This is a genomic window from Paenibacillus artemisiicola (genome assembly GCF_017652985.1).
Classification (GTDB): Bacteria; Bacillota; Bacilli; order Paenibacillales; family Paenibacillaceae; genus Paenibacillus_Z; species Paenibacillus_Z artemisiicola.
The window spans coordinates 44710-58260 of the sequence record NZ_JAGGDJ010000036.1 but is presented as its reverse complement, the minus strand read 5'-3'; the positions used below and the strand labels follow the sequence as shown (position 1 = coordinate 58260).

The 13551-nt window shown below is 65.1% G+C and carries 13 protein-coding genes; 10 read left to right on the top strand and 3 right to left on the bottom strand.

The annotated features are described in order from the left end of the window. The 5 genes from I8J29_RS25900 to I8J29_RS25880 form a co-directional block, all read left to right on the top strand. Positions 1-1446 (top strand): mannosyltransferase YkcB-related protein (locus I8J29_RS25900; RefSeq protein WP_476703918.1); only part of this gene is annotated, 1446 nt, incomplete at its 5' end. Positions 1447-1458: 12 nt separating this feature from the next. Continuing rightward, positions 1459-2472 (top strand): glycosyltransferase family 2 protein, encoded by a 1014-nt coding sequence (locus tag I8J29_RS25895; protein ID WP_208850265.1) that lies wholly within the window; start codon positions 1459-1461, stop codon positions 2470-2472. Further along, the gene (locus I8J29_RS25890) at positions 2469-2876 is read left to right on the top strand and encodes a GtrA family protein (protein WP_208850264.1); all 408 of its coding nucleotides are present in this window, start codon (positions 2469-2471) and stop codon (positions 2874-2876) included. Before I8J29_RS25895 ends, I8J29_RS25890 begins: the two co-directional genes overlap by 4 nt. Next, a complete protein-coding gene (gene galU / locus I8J29_RS25885; RefSeq protein ID WP_208850263.1) occupies positions 2873-3766 on the top strand; it encodes a UTP--glucose-1-phosphate uridylyltransferase GalU in 894 nt (297 codons plus the stop codon). The genes I8J29_RS25890 and galU overlap by 4 nt, the downstream gene beginning before the upstream one ends. Positions 3767-3876: 110 nt before the next feature. Further along, positions 3877-4671 (top strand): phytanoyl-CoA dioxygenase family protein, encoded by a 795-nt coding sequence (locus I8J29_RS25880; protein WP_208850262.1) that lies wholly within the window; start codon positions 3877-3879, stop codon positions 4669-4671. 966 nt (positions 4672-5637) lie between these two features. Here I8J29_RS25880 and I8J29_RS25875 read toward each other — a convergent pair. Beyond that, on the bottom strand, positions 5638-6198 hold the full coding sequence (locus tag I8J29_RS25875) for a GNAT family N-acetyltransferase (protein WP_208850261.1): 561 nt from the start codon (positions 6196-6198) through the stop codon (positions 5638-5640). Between the two features lie 180 nt (positions 6199-6378). Here I8J29_RS25875 and I8J29_RS25870 point away from each other — a divergent pair, with 180 nt between their 5' ends. Then, complete coding sequence (locus I8J29_RS25870) at positions 6379-6726, top strand: DUF805 domain-containing protein (protein WP_208850260.1); 348 nt, start codon at positions 6379-6381, stop codon at positions 6724-6726. A gap of 432 nt (positions 6727-7158) precedes the next feature. Here I8J29_RS25870 and I8J29_RS25865 read toward each other — a convergent pair whose 3' ends face one another. Beyond that, on the bottom strand, positions 7159-8073 hold the full coding sequence (locus tag I8J29_RS25865; RefSeq protein ID WP_240546494.1) for an alpha/beta hydrolase: 915 nt from the start codon (positions 8071-8073) through the stop codon (positions 7159-7161). Between the two features lie 439 nt (positions 8074-8512). Here I8J29_RS25865 and I8J29_RS25860 point away from each other — a divergent pair, with 439 nt between their 5' ends. Together I8J29_RS25860 and I8J29_RS25855 are read left to right on the top strand one after the other, a co-directional pair. Then, positions 8513-9847, top strand: a complete 1335-nt coding sequence (locus I8J29_RS25860; protein ID WP_208850259.1) for an arsenic transporter — start codon at positions 8513-8515, stop codon at positions 9845-9847. A 21-nt stretch (positions 9848-9868) separates the two neighbouring features. After that, on the top strand, positions 9869-10534 hold the full coding sequence (locus I8J29_RS25855) for a hypothetical protein (RefSeq protein ID WP_208850258.1): 666 nt from the start codon (positions 9869-9871) through the stop codon (positions 10532-10534). A 236-nt stretch (positions 10535-10770) separates the two neighbouring features. Here the strand turns inward: I8J29_RS25855 and I8J29_RS25850 are convergent, their stop codons facing one another. After that, positions 10771-11004 (bottom strand): H-type small acid-soluble spore protein, encoded by a 234-nt coding sequence (locus I8J29_RS25850; RefSeq protein ID WP_208850257.1) that lies wholly within the window; start codon positions 11002-11004, stop codon positions 10771-10773. A gap of 220 nt (positions 11005-11224) precedes the next feature. Between I8J29_RS25850 and I8J29_RS25845 the strand changes: the two genes are divergently transcribed. Then, positions 11225-11779 carry a glycerol-3-phosphate responsive antiterminator gene (locus tag I8J29_RS25845; RefSeq protein WP_208850256.1) on the top strand — a complete coding sequence of 185 codons (555 nt, stop codon included), beginning with the start codon at positions 11225-11227 and terminating at the stop codon, positions 11777-11779. 49 nt (positions 11780-11828) lie between these two features. Further along, complete coding sequence (gene glpK / locus I8J29_RS25840) at positions 11829-13340, top strand: glycerol kinase GlpK (protein WP_208850255.1); 1512 nt, start codon at positions 11829-11831, stop codon at positions 13338-13340. Positions 13341-13551: the final 211 nt, after the last annotated feature.

Genomic DNA, 13551 nt, shown 5'->3' with positions numbered 1-13551 from the left:
GTCGCGAGCGGCAACGGCGCGGCCGATTCCGGCGCCGCGCAGGACGGCGGCGCGGGCGGCGGTGCGAACGGCGGTACGACCGCGCCGAACGGCAGCGGTGCGGCCGGCGGGTTCCCGGGCCAGGACGGCGGCGGCTTCCGTCAAGGCGGCTTCGGCGGCGGCGGACCGGGCGGCGGCAGCGGCGGCATGTTCGGGACCGGCTCGCCGGGACCGCTGCGGCTGTTCCAATCCGGCTTGTCCGGGCAGGCCAGCTGGCTGCTGCCGTTCGCGTTCTTCGCTTGCGCCGCCCTCTTCGCGAGCGTCCGCCGGAACGCGTTCGCGCAGAAGCAGAAGGAGGCGCTGTTCTGGCTCGCTTGGCTGCTGCCGGGCATGGCGTTCTTCAGCGCCGCGGGCTTCTTCCACCAGTATTACCTGATCATGCTGGCGGCGCCGATCGCCGCGCTCTCCGGCGCGGGCTGGACGGAGCTGTGGGACGCCTACCGCGGCCGCGGCTGGACCTCGTACCTGCTGCCGGTCGCGGTGACGGCCACGGCGGCGCTGCAGTGGTACATCATGCAGCCGTACGACGACACGATCGGCAAGGGCTGGTCCATCGGCGTCGCCGCGGCCGGCGTGCTGACGACCATGGTGCTGTTCACGCTGAAGGGCGGCCGCGAGTTCAAGCTGTCCCGCGCGGTCGGCACGGTCAGCATCCTCGTGCTGCTGATCGGCCCGGCATATTGGGCGCTGACGCCGATTACGTACGGCCAGAGCAGCATGCTGCCGCAGGCCGGCCCGGGCGGGTCAACCGGCATGGGCGGCTTCGGCGGCGGCGCTCCCGGCGGGTTCGGCGGCATGACGGGCGCCGGAAGCCTCCCGGGCATACCGGGACAAGGCGGCCAAACCGGCCAAGACGGGCAAGCGGCGCAAGGTCAGGACCCGGCAAGCGCCCAAGACGGGCAAGCGGCCCAAAGCCAGAACGGTTCAAGCGCGAACGTTCCGGGCGCGGACGGCGCCGTGCCGGCTTTCTCCGGAGGAGGCGGCGGCCGGGGCGGCATGGAAGGCGGCAGCGTGAACGAAGCGCTGCTGGCGTATTTGCGGGCGCACAACACGGGCGAGGCGTATTTGTTCGCGACGTACGATTACACCACGGCGGCGCCTTACATCATCGACGAAGGCGAAAAGGTCGTCGCGATGGGCGGGTTCTCCGGCTCCGATCCGGTCTATTCGGCGGAGAAGCTGCAGAAGCTCGTCGCGAGCGGCAAGCTGAAATATTTCCTGATCTCCGGCGGGCGGGGCGGCAGCTCCGAAGTGACGTCGTGGATCGAGCAGCACGGCACGGAAGTGCCTTCGAGCGACTGGCAGTCCGGCGATGCGGCGTCCGCGGGCGATAGCAGCCAATCCTTCGGCTTCCGCGGGATGAACGGCGGCGGTACGCTGTACGAAGTCAGCCCGGACCGGAATTAAGGAGGGATCGCGATGAGCAGAAAAGCGGTATTTTCCATTATCGTCCCCATGTATAACGAAGAGGCCGTCATCCAGGAGACGTACCGGCGGCTGAAGAAGGTCATGAGCGGCACCGGCCAGACGTACGAGCTGCTGTTCGTCAACGACGGCAGCAAGGACCGCAGCGCGGCGATCATCGAGGAATACGGCTACTGGGACGAGACGGTCAAGCTGATCGACTTCTCCCGCAATTTCGGGCATCAGATCGCCATCACGGCGGGTATGGACTACGCTACCGGCGACGCGGTCATCATCATCGACGCGGACCTGCAGGACCCGCCGGAGCTGATTTTGGCGATGATCGAGAAGTGGAAGGAGGGTTACGAGGTCGTCTACGCGACCCGCAGCAAGCGGAGCGGCGAGAGCCGGTTCAAGAAATGGTCCGCCGCCGCGTTCTACCGCATCCTGCGCGCCTCGACCGACATTGACATCCCGGTGGACACGGGGGATTTCCGGCTCATGGACCGCAAGGTCGTCGACCAGATGAAGCGGCTGCCCGAGAACAACCGGTTCGTCCGAGGGCTCGTCAGCTGGGTCGGCTTCCGCCAGACGTCCATCGCGTACGACCGGGACGAACGGCTCGCCGGGGAGACGAAGTACCCGCTGCGCAAAATGATCAAGCTGTGCCTCGACGGCCTCACGTCCTTCTCCTACAAGCCGCTCAAGCTGGCGGGCTACATGGGCGCGGCGCTGTCCGGCATCGGCTTCCTGTTCCTGCTGTACGTGCTGTATCTCGCGGCGTTCACGCACGCGACGATCAAAGGCTGGCCGTCCTTGATGGGAATCATGCTTATTTTTAACGGATTTATCCTGATTATGCTCGGCGTGCTCGGCGAATACGTCGGCCGAATCTATGACGAGACGAAGGGCCGGCCGCTCTACATCGTCCGCGACGTCCGCGGCATGACGGGCGCTTCCGGCGCGGCGGGCGCCGCGGGCGTGCCGGAGAAACCGGCGCTGCCGAAGGCCGGCGGCGCCCAGCGATGAACGGCCGGCTGCTGAAGTTCGGCGCCGTCGGGCTGCTGAACACGGGCGCGGACCTGCTCGCGTTCGGGGCCCTGACGGCGGCGGGCTGCCCCGTGCTGGCCGCGCAGGCCCTTTCGTACGGCTGCGGCATGCTGAACAGCTATCTGCTGAACCGCAGCTGGACGTTTCGCTCGCGCGCCGGCCGCATGCAAGAATTGCCGCGGTTCGCGCTGCTGAACCTGGCCGTGCTGGCGGTCGTCTCATGGCTGCTGGAGCTGCTGCATGCCCAAGCGGGGCTGCCGCTGCTGCCGAGCAAGCTGCTGGCCACGGGCGCCGGCATGCTGATCAATTACGCGGGCAGCCGATACTGGGTCTTCGGCGCCCGCGGCCCGATTACCGAAGCAAAGGAGCGAGATGCCTCATGACCCCTCGTATTCGCAAAGCCGTCATTCCCGCCGCGGGCCTCGGAACCCGGTTCCTCCCCGCCACCAAGGCGCAGCCGAAGGAAATGCTGCCGATCGTGGACAAACCGGCGATCCAATACATCGTGGAGGAAGCCGTGCAAAGCGGCATCGAGAGCATCCTCATCGTCACGGGACGGAACAAAAAGTCGATCGAGGACCATTTCGACAAGTCCGTCGAGCTGGAGCAGCTGCTGGCGGAGAAGGGCAAGGAGCAGCTGCTGCGGGAGGTGCAGGCGATCGGCGACATGGCGAACGTGCATTTCATCCGGCAGAAGGAGCCGCTCGGCCTCGGGCACGCCATTTTGTGCGCCAAGCAGTTCGTCGGGGACGAGCCGTTCGCGGTGCTGCTCGGCGACGACATCCTGATGTCGGAGCCGCCGGCGCTGTCGCGGCTGATCGACCTGTACCGGCGGACGAACCGGCAGGTCGTCGGCGTCCGCGAGGTGCCGGACGAGGAGGTCGGCAAGTACGGGATCGTCGAGCCGGCCGCGGCGCGGACGTTCGGCGCGCATGCCGTCGAAGGCCTCGTCGAGAAGCCGGCCTTCCGCGAAGCGCCGTCCAACCTTGCCGTGATGGGGCGGTACGTGCTGAAGCCGGATATTTTCCCCGTGCTGGAGACGCTGGAGCGCGGCGCGGGCGGGGAGTACCAGCTGACCGACGCGCTGCACGCCATGTGCGCGGACGAGGAGCTGCTCGCGCTCCCGCTCGCCGGCAAGCGCTACGACATCGGCGACAAGATCGGCTACATGAAGGCGATCATCGAGGTCGGCCTGCAGCGGGAGGAGCTGCGCGACGCGCTGCTCCCGTACCTCCGCGAGCTGGCGGGCGAGCGGCGGGCGGTGACGGGATAGCGTTTACAACTTTGGCAGATCGTCCGTGTTTTTCCGCGTATCGTCCAAGAAGGCCCGCGCGCTTCAGGTGTACAGTGAAGGTATCCGAAACGCAAAGGGGATTGAGGGACATGTTGAAAGCGAATCGACAACTGACCGCCGAGCAGGTGGCGTTTTACCGGGAAAACGGCTTCGTGCAAATCGACGACGTGCTGTCGCCGGAGGAGCTGGCGGAGCTGCGGCAATACATGGACGAGACGATGTACGGCGAAGGCGGGCGCGGCGTGCAGACCGACAAGGCCGGCGGCGCGTACTACAAGGTGCTGAATCAGCGCGTCAACACGTGGCGCGATCACGGCGGCATGGCGCGGTTCGTGCTCGGCGAGCGGTTCGCCGATCTCGGCAAGCAGCTGACGGGCTTCGCGGGCGTGCGGCTCTTCCACGACCACGCGCTGCTCAAGATGCCGGGCGATTCGAAGTCGACGCCGTGGCACCAAGACCGGCCGTACTGGCCGATGAACGAGATGAAGCCGCAAAACGCGTTCTCCATCTGGGTCGCGCTCGACGACGTCGACGAGCATAACGGCTGCATGATGTTCGTGCCGAAATCGCAGCGCATCCGCAACCTGAAGGGCGTCAGCCTGGTGACGCCGGAGGACATTTTCGAGCAGGAGGGCGCGAAGGACGTCGTCGACCGCAACACCGCGGTCATCTGCCGGATGAAAGCGGGCAGCTGCACGTTCCACGACGGCATGACGTTCCACTACGCGCATGCCAACATGACGGACCGTCCGCGCCGGGCACTCGCGATCGTCTTCATGGAAGACGGCACGACGTACAGCGGCGCCGGCCACGTCATCACGGACGGTCTCGGGTTCGAGGCCGGCGAGAAGCTGCAGGGCGGCTTGATGCCGAAGCTGGCGTAATCCGCGGCTGGCGGCATGGGGCTGCGGCCCGCGGGGTGTGAATAAAGGAACGGACCGGTCCTTGGGGACGGTCCGTTTTTTGCGTTGGCGGCTGGGCGGTCTTGGCCCCGATCTAGAATCGTGCGGCCACAGGAGCGCTTATTGGAGCAAAACGCGGCCGAAATCGAAGCGTACGAGGCAAGTAACGGCTCCTGTGTCCGCCAAAGTCGCCAAATCGGCAATATGGGGCAAATAGCGGATCTCCTGTCCGCCAAACCCAAGGCAAGAGTCGGTTGGTGGGGAGCTAAGCACCTCCGGGCGAGTCGCCCCGTGCTCGAATGGAGTTTCGCGGCCAATAGATCCGCTATTGCGTCCGTTTCGCCCCGATCTAGAATCGTGCGGCCACGGGAGCGCTTATTGGAGCAAAACGCGGCCGAAATCGAAGCGTACGAGGCGAATAACGGCTCCTGTGTCCGCCAAAGTCGCCAAATCGGCAATATGGGGCAAATAGCGGATCTCCTGTCCGCCAAACCCAAGGCAAGAGTCGGTTGGTGGGGAGCTAAGCACCTGCGGACGAGGCGTCCCGTGCTCGAATGGAGTTTCGCGGCCAATAGATCCGCTATTGCGTCCATTTCGCCCCGGTTTAAAATCGTGCGGCCACGGGAGCGCTTATTGGTGCAAAACGCGGCCGAAATCGAACCGTTCGAGGCAAATAACGGCTCCTGTGTCCGCCAAAGTCGCCAATCGGCAAAATGGGGCAAATAGCGGATCTTCTGTCCGCCAACGGTGCGATCGCGAACAAGCACCGCAGCCCCTGACGTTCGCGAACAAGCACCGCAGCCCCTGACGCTCGCGTTCAAGCACTCCCGCCCCAGCGGCGCTACTGCATCCGCGTAAACACGGCGACTACTAGGCTTCCACCGCTCTTGCATTCGCGAACGCCTCGTCCATCGGCAATGTACTTGCCGCGTGCGACTGCCCAATCTTCTACAGCCGCTTCACCATCCGGCGGTAGTCGCTCCCGCCGATGCGCAGCATGCCGTCCTCGACGTAGCCGCCGCGCGCGTAGATGCCGTACGCCCGCTCGTTGTCCGCCTCCACGATGAGCGCCGTGCGGCCGAAGCCGAGCTCCGCCGCCCGCCGTTCGGCGTCCGCCATCAGCGTCTTCGCGACGCCTTGGCCGCGGAAGGCTTCCGCCACCGCCAGCGCGTCCAAATAATACTCGCCGTCCCGCGCTTCCCGGACGATGACGCGCTCGGCGTCCCCGAAGTCGCGCCGCATTCGCGCCAGGTACGGCTCGTCCAGCCGGCCGGCGTCGTCGCCGGGGTACGCGACGAGCATGCCGGCCACTTGTCCGTCCCGCTCCGCCACGAGCACATGCCCGCAGCTGATCCGGTTGCCCGGCTGCTTGAAAAAATCGGCCAGCCGCTCCGCCGCGTCCGCTTCGTCCGAAGCGCCCGTCAGCAAATAGGCGATCGTCCCGATCGCGTCCAGCAGCAGCGGGATAACCTGCGGCGCATCGTCGGCCGTCTCGATTCGCGTGCTCATAAGGCGACCTCCGTTTCCGTAATTTACCGCTATTATGGCTGATCGGAGGCGGTTCCATCCGGTGCGTCCGATCTCCTCGCGCGATAAGTTTAACGATACCGAAACGGAAAGGCATTGTCGACGTACGAAGAAAATACGCTAAAAGGCAGGCGCGAAATTTTCATGCGGAGGGATGCGGACATGGAATGGTACTTGAAGGTGCTGCAAAATTACGTCGGCTTCACGGGACGGGCCAGGCGCAAGGAGTACTGGATGTTCGTGCTCTTCAACATCCTCGTGTCGATCGCGCTCGCCGTCGTGGACGGCCTGCTCGGCAGCGGCCGGCTGCTCTCAGGCCTGTACTCGCTGGCCGTTCTCCTGCCGACGCTCGCGGTCACGGTCCGGCGGCTTCACGATACCGGCCGTTCGGGCTGGTGGTATTTCATCATCCTCATCCCGTTCGTCGGCGCGATCGTTCTGCTCGTCTTCGTCTGCCTCGATGGCGAGCCGAACGACAACCAGTATGGACCGAATCCGAAATACGAGTAGCCGAATAGGGTGAGACAGACGAGCGGCAAAAAAGCGGAGCAGTCAAGACGGCGGCTCCGCTTTTTTTTTGCGCCTAGCGCCAGGCTTGCTTGGCGCAGGCATAAGGCGGGCGCGTGTGGCGCAGGCATGACCTAGACGCCCCGCGCCATATGCCCGCCGTGTGCCTTCGCGCCGGCCTAGACGCCCGCACGATGCACCTGCCGTGCGCCTTCGCGCCGGCCTAGACGCCTGCGCGATGCGCCCGCCGTGCGCCTGGCTGGGGGCGGGGCGCCTGCTTAAACGCCCCGCGCCCCAGCCCCGCTTCAGCGCGTCAATCGCGCCCCGCGTCCGCCGTGCGCCTTAGCTCCGCGCCCCAACCCGGCTTCAACGCGCCAATCGCGCCCCGCGTCCGCCGTGCACCATGGCCCCGCGCCCCAGCCCCGCTTCAGCGCGTCAATCGCGCCCCGCCATGTACAGCAGCTCGGCGATCTTCTTCGGCTCCGTCTTGAAATACGTCATATGGTCGGCGTCGCCGACGATAAGCCGGAACTGACCGAGCCGGCTCGACATATGCGGATGCCAGCTGTAATTCTCGCCCTGGGGAAGCACGTTGTCCTGGTACAAGTAGACGTAGCTCTTCGGCGTCTGGAGCGCGTAGAACTTCTTCAAATCCAGCTTCTCCGTGAACGGGCCGCCCGGCTCCGGCTTGACGCCGGCATAGATCTTCTGCGCGACGTCAAGCGGCGCCAGGTTGAGGAAGGCGTCCCGGAAGAACGGAAAAGGCAGCATAACCGTGCCGTTGCCCGACTGCTTCGCCAGCTCGCCGAAGAACGCGGCGGTCTGCGGCGGCAGTTCGTCCGCGAGACTGTTGCCGTCCTTCACGACGAAGCCGTCGATGAACACGATCCGTTTCAGCCGGTCCGGCACGTATTCCGCCGCCTTCTGCACGACGGAACCGCCGAAGCTGTGGCCGACGAGCACGACGTCGCGCAGGTCATGGTTCTGGATGTAGTCGGCCACGGCCTTCGACATCATGGCATGGGTCGCGGTCGTGTTTTTGTAATCGGCTCCATGGCCGGGGTATTCGGGAGCGTAGACGGTGTGGCCCTGCTTGCGGAGCTCGGCGGCGACGCCGTCCCAGAAGCCGGCGTCCGCCCAGGAGCCGTGAACGAGGACGAAGGTGAGCGGCTGCGCTTTTTGGCGCATGCCGGGATCGTTATGGGCGCCCCACTGCGTGGCGGGCGTGACATAGTAGAACGTCGCCGGCGGCTGGACGCTGCCGTACGAGCCGTACGAGCCGTCTCTCCCGTAAGGGCCGTAGCTGGCGTAATGCGTCGCGCCGTTCGGGCTGGACAAATAAAACGTCATGGCATTCGATGTTCCTTTCCGTCGTTTGGATGCTTTACTATACGCCCGGCACGGCGGGCGCGTGACCCGCCGGCGCAATTTCGGGTGCGCGATCCCGGTCCGCCGCGCGGGCATCCGCCTAGGCCCGGCTCGCCGCGCCCGGCGGACGCGCGTTCCGGTTCGTCCTCCGCGGGCCGGGCCGCCGTCCATGGCCAGCAAACGTCACCCGCGGGCAAACGTCACCGCTTGATAGACGATGGTTTTCATAGAGTCGGGTTCATCGACCAGTACGAGCCATCTGTCTCGGACGTATAAATACAGTACATCCTTGCTGTAGATCGCCTCCCGGCGGCACGAATCTATGAAAACCGCATCGTCTCCCGCGGCTCCCGATTTCCGGTAGGAGCGGCAACGCCACAGCACAGGATCCTACATCCCCCATGGAAAGAGAGGTGGAGACATGCATGATTTAATGGTCCTCACGACGGTATGCGCCTTCTTGTTGACCATTGGGTTCATCTTCTGGCGGCCCAACGTGAACGAGGCGATCCCGGCCTCGATCGGGGCGGCGTTCGTGCTGCTGAGCGGCAGCGTTTCGCTGTCCGACCTCGGAAGCATTCTCGAAACGATCAGCGGCGCGGCGATCACGATCATAGCGACCATCGTCATGGCGATCGTGCTCGAGAGCTTCGGGTTCTTCTATTGGGCGGCGGACCTGCTGGCGAAGAAGGCGAACGGCTCCGGCATCCGGCTGTTCTGGCTGACGAACCTGTTCTGCTTCCTCATGACGCTGTTCGTCAACAACGACGGAAGCATCCTCATCACGACGCCGATTCTGCTGATGCTGCTGAAGAACATGGGGCTGAAGCCCCATCAGAAAATACCGTACCTCATCTCCGGCGCCATCATCGCCACGGCGTCGAGCGCCCCGATCGGCGTGAGCAACATCGTCAACCTGATCGCGCTCAAAATCGTCCATATGAGCCTCTATATGCACACCGCCATGATGTTCGTGCCGGCTTCGCTCGGTCTATGCGTGCTCGCGGGCATGCTGTACGCGATCTTCTACAAGTCGCTGCCGAAGCAGATTCCGAAGGTGCCCAAGCACGGCTTCATGCCGGGCAGCCATCCGCTGAAGGAGGTGTACAGCGACAACGGCAACCGGGCCAAATTCATGCGCAACGTGCTCATCTTCGTGTTCTGCGTGCGGGTCAGCCTGTTCGCCGCGTCCTACGTCGGCATTCCCGTATCGCTCATGGCGGTGATCGGGTCGGCCGTGCTGCTGGCTTGGCGCTGGCTGTACCTGAAGGTCACCCCGATGGATATGCTCAAAAAAACGCCGTGGTACATTCTCGTCTTCGCGTTCGGCATGTACGTCATCATTTACGGCCTGAACAATATCGGCCTGACCGACTACCTGATCCGCGTGCTGCAGCCGATCGTCGCGAGCGGCCTGCTGAACGCCAGCGTCCTGATGGGCGCGATGCTCAGCCTGCTGTCCAACTTGTTCAACAACCATCCGGCGCTCATGGTCGGCACGCTGACCTTGACCCATATGGACCTGGATCCGTTGACGCTCAAGATCTCGTACCTCGCCAGCGTCATCGGAAGCGACATCGGGTCGCTGCTGCTGCCGATCGGCACGCTCGCGACGCTCATGTGGATGCACATCGTCAACAAGGGCGGCGTGAAAATCAGCTGGCTGCATTATTTGCGAGTCACGATCATCGCGATTCCGGTCACGGTCGTGTTTACCCTGATCGTGCTCGCGTATTGGGTGAAGTGGCTATTCTAACTGCGAAAGGAGTGGATAAGCATGGAGACACCATTGGAGAAGTGGATCGGAAAGCAGGTGCTGGCGGACATGGCGGGCAAGCGGAGCGTCGAGGGCATCGTCATCGAGGCGGGACCCGACCTGCTCGTCGTGCAAGACCGGGAGCGGTTCATCTATATGCCGCTCGCGCACGTGCAGCGGGTGCGGGAGAGCTTCGGCGGCGGTGAATCGGGAGCGCCGGCGCCGGCGTACCGGGGCGAGGTTGCGAGCATGGAACGGATGTTGAAGGCGGCGGAAGGACGTTATGTCGAATTGCAGGTGGGCGGCTCCGTGCTCGAAGGGTTCGTAACGGCCGTCAAGCCGGATTACCTGCAGATCTATACGCCGCTCTATCCCGGGCTCATCGTCGCGCTGAAGCATCTGAAGTGGCTCGTCCCGTACCCGAAGGAATACGATCCGTATCCAAGCGCCGCGGTCGGCGCATCCGCGAAGGACGCCGCCCGCCGGCAGCGGCTCGCGGAATCGTTCCGGGAGCAGGTGAAGCTGGCGGAGGGGCGTCTCGCGCTCCTCAACGTCGGCGGGCCTGCCGAAATCGTCGGCATGGTCCGGCAAGCCGGAGGGGGCATGGTCGAAATCGGAGACGCGAACGGGGAAAGCGCGTACTACCTGCTCGACCATCTGAAGTCGCTCTACCTGCCTGCCTTGTAACGGCGAACGGGCGTTCCGGCGCGGACGCAAAAATAGACGCCGAAGCCCCGGCTTACGGCAGCGTCCTCGCCGATGGCCGATCGTCCACCGGATTGACACGCATTTGTAACGGAACTGCAACGCCATTTTCATCTTCTTTTAATCTTCGGTCCCTATAATAAGTCTCAACCCCCTATTATATAGCAAGACTTCAGACCCGCAGCCCGTTGCCGCGGGTCTCTTTTTTGTGTCGGGGATCAGGTCTCCCGCGACGGCGGGCACATCATCTGGATGCCGTCCGATTGGAACGGCGACGGTTCGGTCAGGCTGCTCAGCGGCACGGTCCGCTCCTCGTCGGGCTTGCCCAGCGGGTAGACGCGGGCCGTGTCGTTTTCTTCGTCGACGTGCTGGATGTAGATCGGGACCCCGTCGCAGACGACGTCGGCCATGACCGGCGATTCGGCGATTTCTTGCGCGCGCAGTTTGTTCATGCGGCGGCCTCCTTGTTCGGCGAGTTGGACTTCCCCCTCAATATGCCGCTTTCGCGGGCGGGTTTATGCATGACGCCCCAAAAAGAAAGCGCGCTGGCAAAAAACGCCGCCCGCCTTCGATTGTCAACGCGAGCGAAATCTGGCATATTGAATCATGACGAACGACGCCGCGGCGGGCTGAAGAGGCTTCGGCCGGCGGCGGCGAAAGGAGTTAAAGCGAATGAAGCTGTTTCAGCCGGGCGGGCGCGTCCTGCCGGCCGTGCGCAAGCTGAAGGAAGTGGAAGCGCTTCTATCCGCGCCGTTCCCGGGCTTCGTGCTGCTAGGCGGCCACGTGGGCCAAATGAAGCCGATCGCGGATTTGGCCCGGGCGCACGGGAAGGACGTGCTGCTGCACGCCGATCTGATCGACGGTCTGCGCAACGACGAATACGCGGCGGAGTTTCTATGCCAGTCCGTGCGGCCGGCGGGGCTGATCTCGACGCGGGCCGGCGTCATCCAGCGGACGAAGCAGAACGGCCTGATCGCCATCCAGCGGCTGTTCCTGCTGGATTCCGACGCGCTGGAGCGCAGTTACGCGCTCGTCGAGAAGACGCAGCCGGACTTCGTGGAGGTCTTGCCGGGCATCATGCCGGAAATCATCGCGGAGGTCAAGGCGCGCACCGGGGTACCCGTCATCGCGGGCGGGCTGATCCGCACGGAGGCGCATGTCCGGCAGGCGCTGGAGGCCGGCGCCGCCGCGGTGACGACGTCGCGCCGCGAGCTGTGGGAGGCGTAACGGGCCGGCGGCGCATGGGGCCGCGGCCGCATTGAAGGGGGAGAAACGGATGAACAACGAAGCCAACAAATTCGAGGACGCTTATATACTGGCGCTCGACCAAGGCACGACGAGCACGCGCGCGCTGCTCGTGGACCGGTCCGGCGCGATCGCGGGCATGGCGAGGGAAGAACTGCCGCTTCGCTATCCGCACCCGGGCTGGGTCGAGGCGGACGCCGAATTCATCTGGGCTTCCGCGCTTCGCGTCATGCGGCGGGTGCTCGCGGAGACGGGCGTGCCGGCGGAGCGGATCGCCGGACTCGGCATCACGAACCAGCGGGAAACGACGATCGTCTGGGACCGCGCGACGGGCGAGCCGATCTACCCGGCGATCGTGTGGCAGTCCCGCCAGTCCGCGGACATCTGCTCGCGGCTCGCGGCGGACGGGCACGGGGACGCCGTCAGGGAGCGGACGGGGCTGCTGATCGATCCGTACTTCTCCGGCACGAAGGTCGCTTGGATACTGGCGAACGTGGACGGCGCGCGCGAGCGGGCGGAGGCGGGCGGGCTGCTGTTCGGCACCGTCGACGCGTGGCTCGTCTGGAAGCTGACCGGCGGGGCGGCGCACGTGACGGACGCGACGAACGCCTCGCGGACGCTGATGTACAACATCTACGAGCTTGCATGGGACGACGAGCTGCTGGCGCTGCTCGAGGTGCCGAAGGCGATGCTGCCGGAGGTGCGTTCCTCGTCGGAGGTGTACGGCCACACGGAGCCGTCGCTGTTCGGCGGGCGCGCGATTCCGATCGCCGGCGCGGCTGGCGATCAGCAGGCGGCCTTGTTCGGGCAAGCCTGCTTCGAAACGGGCAGCGTGAAGAACACGTACGGCACCGGCTGCTTCATGCTGATGAACACCGGCGAGCGGCCGGTCAAGAGCGGCAGCGGGCTGCTGACGACGATCGCCTGGCAGGCGGACGGCCGCGTCGAATACGCGCTCGAGGGCAGCGTCTTCGTCGCCGGCGCCGCGGTCCAGTGGCTGCGCGACGGGCTCGGCCTGATCGCCTCGGCCGCGGAAACCGCCGAGCTCGCGGCCCCGTCGGCGGAGGGCGTCTACGTTGTGCCCGCGTTCGTCGGGCTGGGCACGCCGTACTGGAACAGCGACGTGCGCGGGGCGATGTTCGGCCTGACGCGCGGCACGACGAAGGCGCATCTCGTCCGGGCGGTGCTGGAATCGCTCGCCTACCAGACGAAGGACGTGCTGAAGGTCATGGAAGCGGAGTCGGGCATCGCCCTCCGCGCGCTTGCCGTCGACGGCGGCGCGGTGGCGAACGATCCGCTCATGCAGTTCCAGAGCGATCTGCTCGGCGTGCCGATCGAACGGCCGGCGGCGAACGAATCGACGGCGCTCGGCGCGGCGTTCCTGGCCGGCCTTGCCGTTGGCTATTGGAGCGGCCGCGACGAGATTCGCGCGCTGCGGCGGGTCGAGCGGACGTTCGCGCCGTCCATGGACGAGGCGCGGCGAACGGCCTTGTACGACGGCTGGCTGCGCGCGGTCAAAGCGGCCATGGCTTTTTGCGAGTAGGCGTGGTATAGTTGCGGTAAGTTAATAACGGTTGGAGACACGGAGAAACCACGAAGATTGCGGCCGGCGCGTTTTACAGCGCGCGGTCGGCGATTTTTCGTGGTTTTTTGCATGCGGCCGGCGGCCTTTCGGGTAATCATGCCTGAGGGTAGTTCATCCGCGCGCGGGCAGCGGGTTTCCGGCGTACACTGAAGCAGGGGAAAGGCAGGCG

Bases quoted from the DNA above. Each gene is read 5' to 3' on its own strand.
- I8J29_RS25865 (WP_240546494.1), bottom strand. From the start codon at position 8,073: ATGACGTTTTATTTGTCCAGCCCGAACGGCGCGACGCATTACGCCAGC.
- I8J29_RS25875 (WP_208850261.1), bottom strand. From the start codon at position 6,198: ATGAGCACGCGAATCGAGACGGCCGACGATGCGCCGCAGGTTATCCCG.
- I8J29_RS25895 (WP_208850265.1), top strand. From the start codon at position 1,459: ATGAGCAGAAAAGCGGTATTTTCCATTATCGTCCCCATGTATAACGAA.
- I8J29_RS25890 (WP_208850264.1), top strand. From the start codon at position 2,469: ATGAACGGCCGGCTGCTGAAGTTCGGCGCCGTCGGGCTGCTGAACACG.
- I8J29_RS25880 (WP_208850262.1), top strand. From the start codon at position 3,877: ATGTTGAAAGCGAATCGACAACTGACCGCCGAGCAGGTGGCGTTTTAC.
- I8J29_RS25845 (WP_208850256.1), top strand. From the start codon at position 11,225: ATGAAGCTGTTTCAGCCGGGCGGGCGCGTCCTGCCGGCCGTGCGCAAG.
- I8J29_RS25870 (WP_208850260.1), top strand. From the start codon at position 6,379: ATGGAATGGTACTTGAAGGTGCTGCAAAATTACGTCGGCTTCACGGGA.
- I8J29_RS25850 (WP_208850257.1), bottom strand. From the start codon at position 11,004: ATGAACAAACTGCGCGCGCAAGAAATCGCCGAATCGCCGGTCATGGCC.
- I8J29_RS25860 (WP_208850259.1), top strand. From the start codon at position 8,513: ATGCATGATTTAATGGTCCTCACGACGGTATGCGCCTTCTTGTTGACC.
- glpK (WP_208850255.1), top strand. From the start codon at position 11,829: ATGAACAACGAAGCCAACAAATTCGAGGACGCTTATATACTGGCGCTC.
- I8J29_RS25855 (WP_208850258.1), top strand. From the start codon at position 9,869: ATGGAGACACCATTGGAGAAGTGGATCGGAAAGCAGGTGCTGGCGGAC.
- galU (WP_208850263.1), top strand. From the start codon at position 2,873: ATGACCCCTCGTATTCGCAAAGCCGTCATTCCCGCCGCGGGCCTCGGA.